Raw genomic sequence first — 18,490 nt, 5'->3', positions numbered from 1 at the left:
GCAGCCTGAACGAGCGAACCGGTTTAATTTTGCATAGGACAGTGGCGGTTGTTATGGGTTGTTGGCATAACCTCAAGACATCTGACTACGCTGTAATAATTCGATCTTTCGTTTGTCTATTCCGATGTTCTATAGCCTCCTCATAATCCCCGATTAGTGTGTCAAAAATATGCTCCCACGACCGCTGCTCAGCCAGCTTTCTGCCTTCCAGTCCCATCATCCTCAATTGGTTCACGTGATTTCCCCAGAGACATATCTCCCGAATCAGTGCATCAGCCTGACCTGGCTCGAATAATACACCATTGCGGTGGTGGGATACCAGATCTTTTACACCTCCGGCATTGGCCGCCACTACAGGAAGTCCTGAAGCCATCGCTTCCAGCACCACATTGCCAAATGTCTCCGTAGAGGAAGGAAACACAAACAGATCTGCCGAAGCATACATAACAGCAAGTTCTTCCCCATGCATATATCCTGTAAAGGTGACATTTGGTGGGGATTGCAGACGCATTTTCGGGAGGGATGGGCCGTCGCCAACGATGATCCAGTGTACACGGGACTGCATTTCCTGTGGCAACTGCTGCATGGTAGTCGTGAGTGTAGCGATATCTTTTTCCGGGGCAATGCGTCCAACGTAGAGTAGAATAAGGGGAGCAGTGATGTGGTATCTTTTACGGATATCCGAGCTGCGTTTATCAGGGGAGTACAGATTACAATCAATCCCGCGAGACCAAAGTTTCAGACGCTGAATGCCTTGGGCTTGCAAGGTGTTTAACGTTTCCTGCGATGGAGTTAGGGTTGCATCACAGGCACGGTGGAACCATTGGATATATTTCCAGTAGAGAGGAATCATACTTTTCAACCGGTAGTATTCGAGATAACGATCGAAGTGGGTATGGTAGGAGACAACATGCGGAAGATGGTGTTTGAGCGCATACCTCAGACCAAGCAGCCCCATATTAAAAGGCGTGGCGATATGCAGCAGATCGGGCTGAAAGGTGTGTAGCTGCTTGTGTGTGTCTGCTCTTTTGGGTAGAGCAATGCGGCATTCGGGATACAGAAAAAAAGGGATGTTGGCAACCGATCGGACTTGAGTCTCATGGCTTCCTTCAATGACGGAGTTCGGCGTAAACAGCAGATGTTCAATTCTTCTGCGGTTCAGATGGTTACTCAAGCGGTGGAGCGTGCCAGCAACACCATTGGTTTCCGGAAGATAGGTGTCTGTGAACAAGGCCAGTCGCATCATTACCCCTCCCAAGACTCGTGATGTCAAGATCATAACAGCGGAACATTTTCCAGAGGTCAAGTGCACGTTAACTTGACGATATTCCCTGTAAATTTGTTAAAGGATATACTATACCAACTTCCATAAGTTCAACTTATATAGCGTATTCTGATATGATGTAATAACGTGTCGGCGTATAGATAGACAGAGAGATACAGGAGGCAGAGAAAGATGAACAAGTTACAAGAAGAATTGCAGGAGTTGTTACCACTCGATCAGCTTGAGGAGATGTCAGGTGAAGAAGTGGTGGGTAGTGTTGCCATGGACCTTTATCGGGCTGAATTTGCGACAATTCGAGAAAGTGGGCAGGAACTTCCGCAAGTATTGCGAGATATCATTCTGATCATCGATCTGGATACCGAGCTGTCCATGAACGGGATGACCGGTTTCCTTGAGAATGCCAGCGGACAGTATCTGGGTGAGACGATAACAGCTATGGAGCGGATCGGCAATGATGCAGATGCCGTGATCTTGAAGAAGATAGAGCAGATGTTGTCCGAAAGCGGCGTAACGCACGGGCAATTACGAGATAATGTGAATGGCCTGTCCGAAGACGACATCACGACAAGCCTGCAAACACACGGGGAACAGATTCATGAGGTATTGCAGCAGATTGAACTGGAAGCCGCGAATTTGAGCATGCAATCGGATAATGAAGAAAGCTTCGACATGCTGTATCAGTATGTGGACGAAAATAAAGATCGTTTGAAACAGGAGATGCAGCACATCTTGTCCAATTAAATGGAAAGAGACTTCGTATAAAGGCATCCTTCCTAACTATAATTGAGGAGGTAAATGACAAGTATGAACAAACGATTAGCGACGGAATCCGTTCTGGTTACCCTGTTATTCATCATCGGTTTTGCAGCTTGGAATGTCATTCAAGGCATGATCATGACCATGAATTACGTACCTGATCTGATGAACACCGCTTCTTCTGGTACCCCATTGCAATCCAAGGTTGCTTTTGGAACTATGGTTCGGTGGGATATAACATCCATGATCATGGCTGTTGCCGGATTCGTTTTGCTCGCCGCAGCATATTATGGTCTTCGATCAGGAATGCAGCGCTGGACACAGCGTTCCTGAAGTATTGTCCAAGTAGGATACATGTTCCTTACGCTGCCTTTGCAGCACATGAATTAAAACTCAATGACAACGGCCCTGAGTCTATTAGACTCAGGGTTTTTGCTATGGCTAATGTTTTTCCGCTTCGAAGGGGAAATTTTCTAGATCCAAGGTCAAGGCAGAATCCGTTACAATGATCTTGTAAGCGCTTATCGTTTTGGATAGAGAGAGGAGGAGAGACAGAGATCATGATTACAACCAATCAGATTTATCTCGATCAGACATTGCATAGCAAAGAGGACGTATTTGATTTTATATCTGCGGAGGCAGAGCGTTACAGCATCACTACAAACCGTGCACAACTTGCGGCTGATCTGTGGGAGCGCGAACGTGTCTACTCCACCGGACTTCAGGATCACTTTGCGATTCCCCATACCCAGAGTGAAGTTGTAACACGTCCGGCAGTGATGGTCATTCGATTACGGGAGCCCATTGATTGGGAATCTCATGACGGCAAGCCGGTAAAATATATTTTTGCCATCCTTGTGCCTAAAGGTCATGTAGACGTATCCCATCTGCAAATCATCTCTTCACTTGCCACCTTATTGCTGGAAGATTCATTCAAAGAGGCCATCGCAGAAGCGGTGCAGCCGGAAGATGTATATACGTTGCTTCATCAATATACGGAAGGACTGGTGTCATAATGAAAATCGTAGGTGTAACGTCATGTATCGCAGGTCTCGCCCATACTCCGATGGCCGCCAAAGCATTGGAGAAAGCAGCTCAGCAACTGGGATATGAGATCAAAGTGGAACAGCAGGGAGCTATGGGACAAGTCAATAAGCTGACGGAAGAAGATATTGCTGCAGCGAATTTTGTCCTGATTGCAGCGGATCAAACGGTGAAGGACATGGATCGGTTTGGCGATAAAAAAGTCGTACGTGTCAAAATCGGTCATGCCGTAAGTCAGGCAGAAGCGGTATTAACCAAAGCTGTTGAGGCTGTGAACGCACAAGCTTAACCCCACCTTCCACATGAGGAGAGAGTACGATGAGAAAATGGTTTGGTGAAGCAAAAACACATCTAATGACAGGTATCTCCTATCTGCTGCCGGTCATTATCGCGGGTTCCCTGGTCGTTGCCATCTGTAAAATTATCGCACTATCAATGGGCATTACTGATCTTGATCCGTACAAAGATGGAAGCGGATTCTTGCATATTTTATATCTCGTGCAAAATGTAGGATGGAGCGGCATCGGACTATTGACGATTGTCCTGTCCGGTTACATTGCGTACTCCATTGCCGACAAACCTGCGCTGGCCGCAGGTCTGATCGGCGGGGTGCTGGCACAGCAGACCAACGCCGGTTTCTTGGGCGCGTTGATCTCCGGTTTTTTTGCCGGATACATCACCTTGTGGGTTAAAAACAAAGTTAAAATTACAGGTCCGGCCGCTGGCTCGGTACCGTTAATCATTTTACCGCTGATTACCGTTGGTTTAACCGGATTTCTGATGGCGGTCATTCTGGGTGGTCCACTGGGCGCACTGAATGAGTATCTCATTGCTTGGGTTCAAAACATGAGCCAGAGCGGAACCAATACCGTTGTGCTTGCGATTATTCTGGGAGCGATGATCGGATTTGATCTCGGCGGACCCGTCAACAAAGCGGCATGGATGGCAGGCAACGCCCTGTTCCTGTCCGGTGTATATCTGCCGAATATTTTCATTAATATTGCCATCTGCATCCCGCCGCTTGGTTATGGCTTGGCGACATTGCTGATGAAGAAACGTTTTTCCAAAACCTATCAGGAAGCGGGCAAAGGTGCAGTGATTATGGGCGTGATCGGTATCACGGAAGGTGCTATTCCGTTCACACTGCGTAACCCTGCCAAGATGATTCTGGTCAACATGTTTGCCTGTGCAACGGGCGCTGCCCTGACTGCATTGCTGGGAGCACATATCATCATGCCACCAATTGGCGGCTTATATGGAGCTGTGTCAGTAGGTACCCCAATCGCCTACCTTGCCGGAGGCATCGTCGGCGCACTGATCGTGGCGGGAGGCACCATGCTGGTGAACTTCCGTGATGAAGAAGAGAAACAACCTGCCAAGACTCAGGAAGCTTCAGTGAAGAAAAACGGGGAAGAAATCGAACTCGTTTTTGACTAAAAGTACATGTTCAAAAAGATCGTTTTTCAGTATCGAGAAGATGGGATGAAGGTAGAAATGGAGTAGCGGAGCGTAGGGAAAACTACGTGAGCAACTACAATGTTTCCGAAGGAAACATACTTCGTAAGCATCCACTTATTTCGGCTGAATTCCATATTCGATGCTGATGATGCCAACAGGCATCCCTCGTAATCAAAAGCGGACTTTTTTGAACAACCTTTAAAAAGGCATCTGGAGGGATATAGAGATATGAGTGAGAGAAATCGTACCAAAGTACATGTGATTCCACATACACACTGGGACCGGGAATGGTATTTTACGACCTCCCGTTCCAAAGTGTATCTTGTCAAACACGTCAAGGAAGTATTGAACGCACTGGAGAATATCGAAGGATTTCATTATTACCTGCTGGATGCACAGGGCTCACTGCTGGATGATTACATCCGCTGGTGTCCAGAAGATGAGGAACGTATCCGCCAACTGGTTTCAGCCAAACGACTGATGACGGGACCCTGGTATACACAGACGGATCAATTGGTGATTTCCAGTGAATCCATGGTCCGAAACCTGTATTATGGTATGAAAACGGCACAAAAGTACGGACATGCGATGAAGGTTGGTTACGTCCCGGATGCGTTTGGACAATCGGCACAGATGCCGCAGATTTATCGGGAGTTCGGCATCGAACGTTTCCTGTTCTGGAGAGGCGTATCAGATAATACGAATCCACATACCGAGTTTACGTGGGAAGGATCGGACGGTAGTCGTGTATTTGCTGTGCAGATGCCGTTCGGGTATTACTACGGCGGTAACATTCCAGAGAATGAGGAAGATCTGATCCCTTATCTGGAGAAACAGATTGGTGCGCTTGAACGGAAAGCCTCGACCAAGCATATCTATTTCCCTAATGGGTTTGATCAGGCACCTGTCCGGTTGAACCTGCCTGAGTTGATTGAACGGTTCAATGCGCTGGATACAAAACGCGAATATGTGATGAATGAACCGGAACGTTTTCTGGCGGAGATCGAAGCAGATAGTCAATATTTGCCTGTACTTCGGGGTGAATTAATGGAAGCCAAGCACATGCGTATTCACAAGTCCATTTTTTCCACCCGTGCCGATCTTAAACAACAGAATAACCGGATTGAGAATCTGATCGCTAACACGCTAGAACCTGTGCTTGCCATTAGCCATTCTCTCGGGCATGATTACCCGCATCGCATTGTGGAGGACATCTGGAAGCTATTGTTTGAGAATGCGGCACATGACAGCATCGGCGGTTGTAACAGCGATACAACGAATCAGGACGTTGCGTTCCGTTACAAACAGGCCTACGATATCGCACTGAATTTGCTCGACCTCCATATGCGGATGATTGCTTCAACGATTCAGCAGGAGGAGACATTTGCGTTCACCCTGTTCAACACGCTACCGTATGTGCGAGGCGGGGTTACCGAGATTGAAGCTTATATTCCGGAAGAATCTTTTGTCATTCGGGATACGAAGGGACGCGAGCTTGCCTACACCATTGTGGAAAAAGCAGATCAGACCGATTATGTGCTTGGACAACACATTGACCTGAATCCAAGTCGCAAAGTGCATCTGCCGGAACGCGTATATCGCGCGAAGCTGCTGGTGGCATTGCAAGAAGTCCCGGCAATGGGTTACACCCAGATTGTGTTTGATTTCAGTCAGGGAACTGCACCTGTCATGGAGCGGCGTAACGGGGAAACGATTGAAAATGAACATTTCACCATTGCACTGCAAGCAAACGGTACCTTGCAAATTACAGACAAGCGATCTGGGCAGGTGTATGCGGATCAAATGGTCTTTGAAGATAACGGGGATGACGGAGATTCCTACAACTATTCTCCACCTGAGCGGGATCTGATTGTTTCTTCGGCAGGCAGTCAGATGAGTGCGACTACTACCCAAACGTCCGTATCTCAGACACTATCCCTGCGTTTCACGCTGGATGTTCCCTACGATCTGGAAGAGCGCGCCGCAGGCATCACGTCGGGAGCATTGCCAATGCAGGTGCAGATATCTCTTCGCAAAGGAGAGAAGCTGATCCGCTTCCAGGTTCAGGTGCAGAATGAGGTGTTCAGCCACCGTCTGCGTGTTCTTTTTGATACAGGAATTGCTTCCGCCCTATCCATTGCAGATCAGCCTTTCGGTGTGATTGCTCGTCCAACCTCATTGCCAGAAGTGGAGGTATGGGAGCGCGAACAATGGCAGGAGAAACCAATCACCATTGAAGCGATGCAGAGTTATGCCGGGTTGAACAACGGTTCGCATGGTATGGCTGTGATGACGGAAGGTGTACGTGAGTACGAGATTATTGGTGAGCAAATGGATACCATTGCCCTGACCTTGTTCCGCACATTCGGTTTCATGGGTAAGGAAAACCTGTTGTATCGTCCTGGCCGGGCCTCCGGTGAGAAAATTGTAGCAACACCTGACGCGCAATTGCTCGGCGAGCTCTCCTTTACCTTTGGCCTGCATATCCAGACTTCTGGATTCGACGAAGCAAATGTAGCCCGTGCTGCACGTGAATATCTGACACCGATCAGCAGTTATCAGCTATGCGACTTTCTGAATGGACGACTGATCTTTGCTTTCCGCGATGAGGAACGTGTTCTTGATACAGACTACAGCCTGATGTCGTTCAGCGACGATTCCAACGTGGTGTTAAGCAGCTTCAAGAAAGCAGAGCAGAGTGACGGATACATTGTACGTGTCTTCAATCCGTATCTGTCACAGTCTGCTAACGTGAACATGCACTTCAATCAGGCTGTACATGCAGAGCGTGTATCCCTTGCGGAACAACCATTGGAGCATCAGCAGAAGTTAACCGATGGAGAAGAGGTCGTTCGTTTGCCGGAGCTTGCACATTGCAAATTGATGACTGTACTTGTATCGATATAAAGTAAGCTTTAGTTATACACAATCCTGATCAGAAGGGAGGTCGGATATCGGTATGATTTTTCCAACAAAACGGTTGAAAAAGCTGTTCCAACTCATTCATGGTGAAGGACAGGAACAGGCTTGGACGAGCCAAGCACTTGCAGACAAGCTGGAGGTAACCGTGCGTACCATTCGGGATGATCTGAAAAAGTTGGATCATATCCTAGAGGGGCATGGCGGGAGCCTGGAGTCCAAGCGTGGACGGGGATATTCCATTCGTGTGCATGATGCAAAGCGGTATGATGAGCTGTTGGAGGAACGACAGGATGATCGGCAAAAAGGTGCGCCCGTACCTGGGTCACCGGATGAGCGTATCCGTTATGAATTGTTCAAGCTGCTTGGTGAACCGGGTCATATCAAGATGGAAGACCTCGCTGATCAGCTGTTTATAAGCCGTGCAACGATGAACAATGATCTGAAAATCATTCGTCAGATTCTGGAAACCTACCAGCTTCAGCTTAAGATCAAGCCAGGACATGGTGTGAAGGTTGTTGGAGACGAGCAAAGGTTCCGTTATTGCCTTGCCGAGTACGCCGATACGCGAGATGAAGAACTGGGTCCTGAAGGAATGACCATTGCACAGGAACGTTTGTTGTATCCAATTGAACCAGCGCACATCCGCGAGATTGTCATTCGCCATGTAGGCCAACAGGATGTTCGTATTGCAGATGTGGCACTGAAAGATCTGATTACGCATCTTGCGGTTATGGTATTGCGTATTAAGCAGGGACATGAACTGAAGCAATTCGAGAAAGTGGAGGCGAATGCTCAGGATCAGCAGCTTGCGCAGCAGATTATTCAGGATCTGGAGTCGTTATATTCCATTCATTGTCCAGTTGGAGAACGAGATTATCTGCTGCTGCACATTGTTAGCAAAAAAATGACCGCTACCGATTGGAATGGACTTCGAAGTGACCCGTTATATGTTGCTGTACAGCAGATGCTGGGACATATCTATGATCGCTACACCTATGATCTGCGGGATGATGAACGCTTGCCGAATGATCTGTATGCCCATCTGAAGCCCATGATTACTAGGTTGGAACATGGTATGAATATGCGGAATCCACTGCTCGGACATATACGTAAATATTATCCACTGGCCTATGAGATTACGATCAGTGCAGTGAAACAGCTACAGACATACGTACCTCATGAGATCAATGACAGTGAGATTGGTTACCTGGCGCTTCATATTGGTGCAGCATTGGAACGTAAATACCAGATTCCTCATCGCAAACGGAAATCCGTATTACTCGTCTGTGGGTCAGGATACGGCACAGCCCGTATTCTTGAATCCAGATTACGCTCTTTGTTTGCCGAGCTGGAGGTCTCTCGTGTAGTTTCGCTAAGAGAGTATGAGGAGATGGGGAATGTGCCCGAAGACTTGGTCATTTCCACGATCCGGTTACGCGAGTCCAAAGGCAAACCGTCGGCTGTCATTGCTGCGATTCCATCGGAACGCGACATGGCAACGATCACGCATCTGGTGCGAACTAGTGATGAGCAGGAGGAAATGACGCTGCTGCGTTACTTTGATCCAGCGTTGTTCATGTTTCGGTCGGATCAGCCTGACAAAATGACACTTATGGCTGAGATGAGCGGGGCGCTGTTGGAGAAGGGAATTGTAACCGAGCAATTCTGGCCCGCTGTGCAGGAACGGGAAAAGATGGCTTCAACCGCGCTTGGAAGAGGCATGGCGATTCCGCATCCCATGGAGCTGAGTTCAACCCGTACGACCGTATCCGTATGTCTGCTCGAGAAGCCGATTCCGTGGGATGAGGAGAATGAAGTGCATGCGGTATTTATGTTGTCCATCTGCAAAGAGGATTACGAACAGGCGATGGGTATCTATGATCTGTTTGTAGAGTTGATTCGGCAGGAGGAACAGCTGGAAAGCCTGCGATCCTGCGGCAGCTTCGATGCCTTTGCCCAACTTGTATGCGAAACGTTGAGTCTGAAAAGTACCGAAGTGTATTAATATATAAGGATAATTCCACTGACACTCCGATGACAGAATAACCTTCCGATCGCTGTTATCCCCAGATTTTTTGATTGCTCATATTAAAAAGGGAAAAACCGTCCTTCATCAGATTTGTCTGATAGAGGACGGTTTTTATTCGTTTACACAAACTATAGATTAGATATGTTTGGAAATGACTTCTTCCAGTCCTTGAGCGACAGAATGCGCACCCCGCGCCAGATGTCTTTCATAAAGATGCAGGCGCACAAAACTTTCATCCGTGCCCATCGCTTCCGAGAATATTCCACTGAGCCCACGAGCGCGGCGATCGATCTGTAATAGCAGCTCAAGCGAATCGCCCATCGGATAGAACAGCACTTCCAACTCATCCAGATGCCCACGGAACTTGTTTGTTGGTACAAATTCAAATTCCTGTACAAATGGCAGATTGCCGCCCAGCTTTGGTGCGTAGTCATTGGTTACTTCACGCAGTTTGAAACCAAGGATATCAATTGCATCGAGCACGGTATTCATGTCTTTGCTAGGAACAACATGCAGTCTGTCCCGATCTGAGGGGTCCACGGCGCTTGAGATATCGAGGCCTGTTTCTACCCATACTTCTGCACGATGCAGTGTAATCGGCAGATTTTCTGGGAGGTCAAATGAGAAGTCTTTCTCCAATTTGGCACCAGGCTGTAAGGTAAATCCTTCGGTGAGCAAATATTTGGCTATAACAGCTGTTTCTTTTACTTTGCGATCATCGCGCTCCCGTATGTAATGGGTTTTGATTGAAAGATAGATTCGATCTACATTCTGTTCCACATCCCCACCTTCAATGTACACAACTCCCGAGATGATTCCTCCAGGTGTGACCTCTGGTGTATGCAATTCCGTATTTACTTTGGCTGCTCCAACACCTACACTGGCTAACATTTTCTTAAAAAATGACATGCGCTCAACCTCCAGATCAGATGGTTTTATTATAGGGGATACATACGACTTCGACCTTAATACGGAAGCCGGAAGAGAAGCGTTTCAAATTTTAGCAAAGATATATCGCATACCCAAACAGGAGATTCGCCTAGCCGATGTCGAATGTTAGAATAAAGGGATTTTTTGTCAGGAGATGAAGGCGATTGAACACAGAATTTTCAGAACAGAAATATGGTGAGACTGGTGTCAAAACCAGCTTCGAGCAGATGGCGAACGGGGAACAGAAATATAAAATGATCGCAGAAGATGGCAGTTATTATTGCAGAACCGTTGCTTCATCCCAGGGAGCTTGGCAAAACAGTCATGTACATATCAATCTAACGGAGTTTTATGTGGTGCAAACCGGATGGATTGCGTATGCCAGTTATGGAGACGATCAGATGTTTTCGATTCGAGTGATGCGTGCAGGAGAGCACATCATTGTCCAACCTGGAATCCACCATAATATATACATGTCTGCACATAGCGCGATCCATACCATCAAACATGGATTGAATACCTCCAGTGATTGGACGGCTTCACCCGAGTTGGATAGGTTAACGCAATCTTTAACAGAGAAGGAGCTGCTCCGGAAGTATGATTAACCAGACGGGAGGATCAGACCAATGCGTAAAAGTACAATATTTTGGCTTACGGGAATAGCGATAATTCTCTTGGTGACTCTGCTCATATACAGCTATGTAATTCCAAGTGTGAGTGCACAGGATGTTGTGATGGCAGGCACAATCAGGCAGATTGATACGGATGCAGTTGAGATAGAGTTAGAGATAACGCGAAAAAGAGAAGACAAGGATCAACATATGGTGTATCCCGTTGTCCCGGGATGGGAAGGGGTCACATTCACTGAGGAACAAGATGATGCGTGGTACATGCCTTCGTCTGTTGGCAGCTCCTATTTGGATCAAGTCATTCTGGAAAAGTATCTGAAGGCGCAGGGGAAAACCATGAAATCAGCTGATACTCTGATGGGATTTGCGATACCTGATGAGATAGGGAGTTACAAGTTGCGGTTAACGCTTAGATCTTTGGGTGGAACGACTCAGCCGCTTGAGAATCCCATGGTGTATTATGTTCACAACGAGCATTTGTTAGGGAAGGATCTGAGTTGGGTTACGGGTGAGAATCTGGAGATCAATAAGGAGTAATCAGAATGATGAATGTATATGAATCGAATGAAATCACCGTACGTTTCTTGGAAACAGAAGATGAACGACATCTGGTGAAGTGGCTGTCAGACCAGGAAGTTCTTCAGTACTATGAAGGGCGTGATCGGCCGCATGATTTGGAGCAAGTGAAAGAACATTTTTACAATCAGAAAGATGATGCTACTCGTTGTATCGTTGAGTATGGAGGACATCCGATTGGATACATTCAGTTCTATGAGCTTGAGGAAGAAGAGCGAACGGAGTATGGTTATGGAGACACGGATGAGATCATCTATGGAACAGATCAGTTTATTGGTGAGGTAGACTACTGGAATAAAGGCATGGGTACACAGTTGATGCAATCCATGCTGGCTTATCTGATTAATGAAAAACAAGCCCGTAAAGTGGTGATGGACCCTCAATCCTGGAACTTGCGAGCGATATCCTGTTACGAGAAATGTGGTTTCCAAAAGATTAAACTGTTGGAGAAACATGAGCAGCATGAAGGACAGATGAGAGACTGTTGGCTTATGGAATATGCTCCTTAGATAATGTTAAAAGTTATTTTGAATCATAGAAACAAGGAGGAATAATGGATGAATGAAAGATTTCCGATAGGACCTTTTGTACACACGGGTGAAGTTACTTTGGCACAGCGGGAGAAGTGGATTCAGGACATTGCTGAGTTGCCTGAACGCGCACGTGAAGCGGTAAAGGGACTAAGTGAAGAGCAATTAAGTCTGCCGTATCGAGAAGGTGGATGGATGCTCAAACAGGTCATTCACCACATGGCAGACAGCCATATGAACAGTATGATTCGTTTCAAGTTGGCACTGACAGAGGATACACCAACGATTCGGCCTTATTATGAAGAGCGCTGGGCTGAATTGAGTGATTCAAGAGACCTGGATGTTGAATTCTCGCTTCAGATTCTGGATGCGCTCCATCGTCGTTGGGTGTTTCTGTTAAACGCGTTGACAGATGCAGATTATGCCAAACAATTTTATCATCCCTCATCGGAAGAAACGACAAGACTGGATTATAATCTGGGCATGTATGCTTGGCATGGCAAACACCATGTTGCTCACATCACATCGCTTCGGGATAGACTGGGAATATAGCAAGAAGAAATATCTTTTTAAGGAGGATTCATCATTGAGTGTACATATCAGACTATTAAATGAGAGCGATCCTGTAATTATATCAAAGGCGTTTCAGGAGCAGGGTTGGGGGAGATTCGCTGAGCAGTATCTTCGTTACTTGGCTGAACAACAGAATGGGGAGCGCGTAACCTTGGTAGCCGAGTTAAATGGAGAATTTGCCGGATACGTGAATGTATTGTGGTATTCCAGCTACCCGTCTTTCAGGGAACAAGGCATTCCCGAAATTAACGATTTTAATGTGCTGATGAAGTTCCAGCGCCAAGGTATTGGTTCACGGTTGATGGACCGAGCAGAGGAAGTTATTCTGGAACGAACGGATGTAGCAGGCATTGGTGTAGGCGTATTTTCTGATTATGGCAAAGCGCAAGTTCTATATGCCCATCGCGGGTACATACCAGACGGTCACGGTGTACACAAGCATGATCATTACATTCAGCCGGGTGAAGAAACAATTATGGACGACGATGTTGTACTTTATCTTACGAAGAAGTTAAAAGCCACGCATTAATTTCATAATATATACAATGATGAAAAGATGTCATGTATACTAGTTGTTAAATATCTGTTATGTGTGACTGGCGTAAACGTGGAGTGAACCACGAGGAAGCACATATATTATATGCCGTACGCCTGGGCAAAGTGTTTGATCTTTTGATCAAACACTTTATTTATTATTCAGGGAATGAAAGGACAGGTGGCGGCAGCAGGTTTCCTGAATGGAAAAAGGCTACTACCAACTCATCTGCTTATGATTTATTGACTCCTTATTGTGCAGAAGTAATTTCAGCGCGTGTAGTGCGTGATAGTAATACAGTAACTGGCGCGGGGGTTACGGCTTCCATTGACCTGGGTCTATACTTGGTCGAAATGTTAACGTCTACGGAGATCGTCCTTCAAGTTCAGCAAAAACTAGAGTATCCATATTATGAAGCTGGTAACTTAAAAGATGTCTACATGTACACTAAGAGGTAGGGGATAAAAAGATGACTATTCGCCTTTTTCAAGCGATTGATCAGCCAGCCGTGCTGAAAATGATGACGGATCATGAATTTCAATTTCCTTCGTTTATACGCGATCAGTATCCTGCGCGCTGGGATTCGTTTTTAAAAATGACGGATGAACGTATCAGTGCTTATTATGTCATGGTTGACGAAGCAGATGTTGTCATAGGTCATGCTGGTTATATCTTTCAGCCTACTGTTAACCGGTATGAAATCGTTGGCGTTGTTACAAGCAAATCACACCTTCGACAGGGAGTAGCACGTACACTGATTACAAAAATATGTTTAAAAATAGCTGAATTTGGATGTAGTGATGTCATGCTTTACACACTTGATCATAAAGAAAATGAAGCAGCGCTTGTATTTTATGAACGAATGAATTTTCAAAAGGAAAGTATCGATATGAATTATTATACCTCGGGGTTTCATAGACTTTCACTTGTTAAAACCTTATAAGGGGACTTCAAAAAACTAATTGTAGTGGAAGCATAAAAGTGTACTTCAGTTTAAGTTGCATGTACTTGCAAAGAAAGATGATAAAAAAGCTGTCCCGCATGTTATACTCTATTGGAATTTGAGGAATGATAAGCAGGATGTTAAGAGATTAGATGATCAGAGGAGTGATTGATCCATGTTTAGCAAAGTCGGACAGGTTATGTTGTATGTCAACAATCAGGATGAATCACTGGCATTTTGGACGGAAGTTGCAGGATTCCACATTGTGGATGAAGTAAACCTTGACGAGGGTATGAGATGGATTGAGATTGCGCCTACCCCAAATTCGCAGACAAGCATTATTCTTCATGACAAGGAGTTTGTGGAGCGGATGTCGGCGGGTGTAAATCTGGGCACACCTTCGTTAATGTTCTTCACCGAAAACCTGGATCAGTTATATGCCGACTTGTCTGGTAAACATGTAACGGTTGGAGAGATTGTTGAGATGCCCACCGGGCGTGTCTTCAACTTTGCTGATAATGAAGGGAATTACTTTGCAGTCTTGGAACGGGCGAAGTAAGTTACAACACAAAACCCCAACGATTGTAAGCGATCGACATTCATGTCGGTCGTTTTTTTGTTGGGAAAAAGCTTCTGTTTTTTAAGTAGAAAACACAAGAAAAATAGAGAACTACTGGGTAAAAATGTTATAATAGAGTGTGGCTGATTTATTGAAAATGATGAGGAATGAATAGTCAGAAATGAAGGTTTGGATGGAGCATTGAAGGAGGAATGTGGTTGTGGAAAAGACGATTAAAAGTGTACAGGATCTGTATGATATGCTCGATGCGGACTTCAGATCTGCCAAGCAATTTTGGGAGCCATTCTATGAGGATCGGAACAGACCAATCCCCTTTTTCCCAAACAAACCGGATGAGAATCTGGTAACGCATGTGAATGCAGGTCTGCTGACAGGTGGCAAGGCATTGGAACTGGGTTGTGGCCCGGGCAGAAATGCGTTGTATTTAACCCACCAAGGCTATCAGGTAGATGCTTATGATCTTTCGGAGACAGCGATTGCCTGGGCTAAGGAGAGGGCGGCAGAGGAGCAACTGGACGTGCATTTTGAATGTCGCTCCGTGTTCGAACTGACCCCAGAGCAAGAATATGATCTTGTCTACGACTCGGGTTGTCTGCATCATCTGTTACCACATCAGCGTATCCCCTACATAGAGATGATCCACAATGCACTCCGGCCTGGAGGATACTTTGGAATGACTTGTTTTGCTCCTGGTTTTGGAGATATTGGTGGACCTGAGATCGTTATGAATGATTGGCAGGTGTATCAAGAGAAGTCGATGCGAGGTGGTCTTGCGTTCACGGAGGAGAAGCTTCGCTACATGCTGGAAGATGGCTTTGAATGTTTGGAGTTCCGTGCAATGAAGGCGATGGAGCAGCATGAACCATGTTTTGGTGTACCTTTTCTGTGGGCCACGTTGTGGAGAAAGAAAAACTCGTAAGAATAGTGGAATTAACATGCATTGAAAATAGAGGAGGAGTGTTATCGAAATGGGAACAGAAACAGGAAGAAGACACTTTATCATTACAGGCACATCCAAAGGGATCGGTTTACAACTTGCAGAGTTATTATTGGCTAAGGGGGATTACGTTTACGGTATTTCACGAGGGAGTTCGGATCTGTTGGAATCAGGCGAGGAATGGAGGGGGCGTTACCGCCATGTTCAGTACGATTTATCCGATCTGACGGGGCTTGATGATTTGGTTACACGTGTATTGGACGAAATTCCGTCTCAGGAAGCTGAATTCATTGGACTCATTAATAATGCAGCGATGCTGGAGCCTCTAAAACCTATCAATCAGTGCAGTGCGGCAGAGATAAGTCAAAGTCTCAACATCAGCCTCGCAGCGCCAATGATATTGAGTTCATCTTTTATTCAACAAACAAATCACCTGTCCGCCAGACGTAAAATTGTTAATCTCTCATCGGGTTCGGGCAGTTATCCCGCGCCTTCAATGGCAGTGTACTGTACATCCAAGGCAGGCATGAACATGTTCACCCAATGCGTATCTTTGGAACAAACGGGCCAACAGAACCCTGTTGAGATTATTGCTTTTGATCCGGGGATGGTCGATACGGAATTGCAGGCTGTTGCACGAGGCAAAAGTGCAGAGGAATTCGCCCTTGCAGGTATGTTCAATCAAGTATATGAAGCAGGACAATTAAGATCGCCACGAGACGTAGCGATGCAGTTGATCGAGCGGATGGACGAAAACAGTGATGCAAGCCATGTTATACACACCATGGAGAGCTAATATGATATATGTATTTCGGATCGTTTTCTTCACAAAGCATGGATACCTTTTGATATAAGCCCAACTTCCCTGTACACTGGAATCAACGATCGGAAGAACGATTCGTAACGGTAAAGGTGATCCTGCAACAACGGAGTCTAATTACCTTTTTCAACCTTAGAAGATCAGAAACGTGGTGAAGTCTCTTGTTTAAAATTATGCTCATTGAAGACGACGAATCGTTATTCAGTGAAATCAAGGAACGTTTGTCCCAATGGTCGTATGACGTGTATGGTGTGCAGGACTTTGGCAAGGTATTGCAGGAGTACAGTGTAATTCAGCCGCAACTGGTCATTATTGATATTCAGTTACCCCAATATGACGGGTTCCATTGGTGTCGGATAATCCGTTCGCACTCCAATGTGCCGATAATCTTTTTGTCCTCACGGGATCATCCTGCGGACATGGTTATGTCCATGCATTTGGGGGCAGACGATTTTATCCAGAAGCCTTTTCATTTCGATGTATTGATTGCCAAGATCCAAGCGACTTTGCGGAGGGTGTATAACTATAATACAGAGCATATTGAACTTCGAACCTGGCGCGGTGCCACTATTGAGTATGTGAAAAATACACTGACCTGCGGGGATGAATCTGTCCTGTTAACGAAAAATGAGATGTTTATCCTTAAAGTGCTGGTGGAGCACAAAAATCAGATTGTTACCCGTGAGGACCTCATACGGAGCTTGTGGGATCATGAGCATTTCGTGAGTGACAATACGCTGACGGTTAACGTTAATCGGTTACGGAAGAAGCTTGAACCCATCGGCTTGGAGCGTTACATTGAAACCAAAGTAGGTCAGGGGTACATGGCAACGGAAGAGGCAGAAGCATGATCGGAAAGTACATACGAGAAAGGGCTAGTTGGTTATGGCTACTGGTAAGCATGCAACTTATTATTTTATTGGTGGCCTACCTGGACTCGTCCATTCCATTCCAATCTGTGGCGTATATCGTAGGACTGAATGTGGTGGTATGTCTTGTTTTTATCTGGGCGAGATACCTGAAAGAAACCCGTTTCTATAAAAAATTGAGCACCTGGGATCATACCTATGATCTGGGAGAACTCGACATCGCCGAAAGTCCATATGAGCAGATTGTACATGAGGCCGTCAGTTCCCAGACACAGCGGTATCGTAAGGAGTCTTCACATCATTTTATCGCTCTGGAACAGGAGAAGGACGAGATGTTGTCCTGGATTCATGAGGTGAAGACCCCACTGACTGCGTTGCAACTGATGATCGAGCGCTTGCCAGATGACAAGTTACAGAGCCAAATGACATATGAATGGTTACGAATTCATCAGTTGCTGGATCAGCAGCTTCATCAGAAGCGTATTCCGTTTATGCATAATGATCTGTTCATCGAAGAGACGGAACTTGAACCAGTATTGAATAGCGAGATACGAGCGTTGAAATCGTGGTGCATTTCCAAAGGCATTGGCTTTGATATGTCTTTAATGGTATCGCGCGTGCTCACAGACAGCAAATGGTTAGGCTTCATCCTCCGCCAATTGTTGAGTAATGCGGTGAAATATAGTGATTCATCGGATATCCTCATTGAAAGTCGGGAACAGGATGGACACATCATACTCATGATTCAGGATCACGGGCGAGGGATTGAGACTCAAGATCTGCCGCGTATATTTGATAAAGGATTTACGTCCACCCGAGGCAGAATGGATGGGGCGGCTACCGGGATGGGACTATATTTGGTTCTTCAGGTTGTCCAGACGCTTCATATGAACATTCATGTAGAATCTTCTCTTGGCGAGGGCACAATCGTCACACTTACTTTTCCGCGAAAAAACGACATGGTGCATCTTGCAGGCGTGTGACAACAATGTCACATGCTTTTTGGTTTTGTTCGGTGAATCACACGATAACACTGCACATTCCGCCTATGATATAGACATGAGCATTTTGCAG

General features: G+C 46.0%; 20 protein-coding genes and 1 riboswitch. Of the genes, 18 read left to right on the top strand and 2 right to left on the bottom strand.

Annotation, left to right across the window (positions count from 1 at the left end; all coding sequences use genetic code 11):
- Positions 1-85: 85 nt before the first annotated feature.
- Positions 86-1,243 (bottom strand): glycosyltransferase family 4 protein, encoded by a 1,158-nt coding sequence (locus MKX68_RS02735; protein ID WP_340908876.1) that lies wholly within the window; start codon positions 1,241-1,243, stop codon positions 86-88.
- A 213-nt stretch (positions 1,244-1,456) separates the two neighbouring features.
- Here MKX68_RS02735 and MKX68_RS02730 point away from each other — a divergent pair, with 213 nt between their 5' ends.
- The 7 genes from MKX68_RS02730 (at position 1,457) to MKX68_RS02700 (ending at position 9,470) form a co-directional block, all read left to right on the top strand.
- Positions 1,457-2,026, top strand: coding sequence for a DMP19 family protein (locus MKX68_RS02730; protein ID WP_338592678.1), 570 nt, complete (start codon positions 1,457-1,459; stop codon positions 2,024-2,026).
- Between the two features lie 63 nt (positions 2,027-2,089).
- Positions 2,090-2,374 (top strand): hypothetical protein, encoded by a 285-nt coding sequence (locus MKX68_RS02725; RefSeq protein ID WP_315936843.1) that lies wholly within the window; start codon positions 2,090-2,092, stop codon positions 2,372-2,374.
- Between the two features lie 227 nt (positions 2,375-2,601).
- The gene (locus MKX68_RS02720) at positions 2,602-3,057 is read left to right on the top strand and encodes a PTS sugar transporter subunit IIA (protein ID WP_076209284.1); all 456 of its coding nucleotides are present in this window, start codon (positions 2,602-2,604) and stop codon (positions 3,055-3,057) included.
- On the top strand, positions 3,057-3,374 hold the full coding sequence (locus tag MKX68_RS02715) for a PTS fructose transporter subunit IIB (protein ID WP_017689749.1): 318 nt from the start codon (positions 3,057-3,059) through the stop codon (positions 3,372-3,374). Before MKX68_RS02720 ends, MKX68_RS02715 begins: the two co-directional genes overlap by 1 nt.
- 29 nt (positions 3,375-3,403) lie before the next feature.
- A complete protein-coding gene (locus tag MKX68_RS02710; protein ID WP_036610325.1) occupies positions 3,404-4,522 on the top strand; it encodes a PTS fructose transporter subunit IIC in 1,119 nt (372 codons plus the stop codon).
- A gap of 249 nt (positions 4,523-4,771) precedes the next feature.
- The gene (gene mngB / locus MKX68_RS02705) at positions 4,772-7,450 is read left to right on the top strand and encodes a mannosylglycerate hydrolase (RefSeq protein ID WP_338592688.1); all 2,679 of its coding nucleotides are present in this window, start codon (positions 4,772-4,774) and stop codon (positions 7,448-7,450) included.
- A 52-nt stretch (positions 7,451-7,502) separates the two neighbouring features.
- Positions 7,503-9,470 (top strand): BglG family transcription antiterminator, encoded by a 1,968-nt coding sequence (locus tag MKX68_RS02700; protein WP_340908870.1) that lies wholly within the window; start codon positions 7,503-7,505, stop codon positions 9,468-9,470.
- A gap of 159 nt (positions 9,471-9,629) precedes the next feature.
- On the opposite strand, the gene MKX68_RS02695 is transcribed toward MKX68_RS02700, so the two are convergent.
- Positions 9,630-10,403, bottom strand: a complete 774-nt coding sequence (locus MKX68_RS02695; protein ID WP_338592693.1) for a sporulation protein — start codon at positions 10,401-10,403, stop codon at positions 9,630-9,632.
- Between the two features lie 185 nt (positions 10,404-10,588).
- Between MKX68_RS02695 and MKX68_RS02690 the strand changes: the two genes are divergently transcribed.
- From MKX68_RS02690 to MKX68_RS02640, 11 genes are all read left to right on the top strand, one after another.
- Positions 10,589-11,029: a hypothetical protein gene (locus MKX68_RS02690; RefSeq protein ID WP_338592695.1), complete on the top strand. Its 441-nt coding sequence runs from the start codon at positions 10,589-10,591 to the stop codon at positions 11,027-11,029.
- Between the two features lie 21 nt (positions 11,030-11,050).
- A complete protein-coding gene (locus MKX68_RS02685; protein ID WP_338592697.1) occupies positions 11,051-11,590 on the top strand; it encodes a hypothetical protein in 540 nt (179 codons plus the stop codon).
- A gap of 8 nt (positions 11,591-11,598) precedes the next feature.
- Complete coding sequence (locus MKX68_RS02680) at positions 11,599-12,138, top strand: GNAT family N-acetyltransferase (protein ID WP_340915255.1); 540 nt, start codon at positions 11,599-11,601, stop codon at positions 12,136-12,138.
- A 48-nt stretch (positions 12,139-12,186) separates the two neighbouring features.
- The gene (locus MKX68_RS02675) at positions 12,187-12,711 is read left to right on the top strand and encodes a YfiT family bacillithiol transferase (RefSeq protein WP_340908866.1); all 525 of its coding nucleotides are present in this window, start codon (positions 12,187-12,189) and stop codon (positions 12,709-12,711) included.
- Between the two features lie 34 nt (positions 12,712-12,745).
- A complete protein-coding gene (locus MKX68_RS02670; protein ID WP_338592702.1) occupies positions 12,746-13,261 on the top strand; it encodes a GNAT family N-acetyltransferase in 516 nt (171 codons plus the stop codon).
- 53 nt (positions 13,262-13,314) lie between these two features.
- A riboswitch (ZMP/ZTP riboswitch) is annotated at positions 13,315-13,396 on the top strand.
- A gap of 340 nt (positions 13,397-13,736) precedes the next feature.
- Positions 13,737-14,210, top strand: a complete 474-nt coding sequence (locus tag MKX68_RS02665) for a GNAT family N-acetyltransferase (RefSeq protein WP_338592705.1) — start codon at positions 13,737-13,739, stop codon at positions 14,208-14,210.
- A gap of 175 nt (positions 14,211-14,385) precedes the next feature.
- Positions 14,386-14,769, top strand: a complete 384-nt coding sequence (locus tag MKX68_RS02660; RefSeq protein WP_315936834.1) for a VOC family protein — start codon at positions 14,386-14,388, stop codon at positions 14,767-14,769.
- Between the two features lie 259 nt (positions 14,770-15,028).
- Positions 15,029-15,709: a class I SAM-dependent methyltransferase gene (locus MKX68_RS02655; protein WP_445259533.1), complete on the top strand. Its 681-nt coding sequence runs from the start codon at positions 15,029-15,031 to the stop codon at positions 15,707-15,709.
- 49 nt (positions 15,710-15,758) lie between these two features.
- Complete coding sequence (locus MKX68_RS02650) at positions 15,759-16,523, top strand: SDR family NAD(P)-dependent oxidoreductase (protein ID WP_338592710.1); 765 nt, start codon at positions 15,759-15,761, stop codon at positions 16,521-16,523.
- Positions 16,524-16,708: 185 nt separating this feature from the next.
- The gene (locus MKX68_RS02645; protein ID WP_036610298.1) at positions 16,709-17,398 is read left to right on the top strand and encodes a response regulator transcription factor; all 690 of its coding nucleotides are present in this window, start codon (positions 16,709-16,711) and stop codon (positions 17,396-17,398) included.
- Positions 17,395-18,399 carry a sensor histidine kinase gene (locus MKX68_RS02640; RefSeq protein WP_338592713.1) on the top strand — a complete coding sequence of 335 codons (1,005 nt, stop codon included), beginning with the start codon at positions 17,395-17,397 and terminating at the stop codon, positions 18,397-18,399. The genes MKX68_RS02645 and MKX68_RS02640 overlap by 4 nt, the downstream gene beginning before the upstream one ends.
- Positions 18,400-18,490 lie beyond the last annotated feature (91 nt).

The sequence above is a fragment of the Paenibacillus sp. FSL M8-0212 genome, assembly GCF_038004645.1.
Lineage (GTDB): Bacteria > Bacillota > Bacilli > Paenibacillales > Paenibacillaceae > Paenibacillus.
Note: the sequence above shows the minus strand (reverse complement) of the source record. Positions and strands in the feature narration are given on the sequence as shown.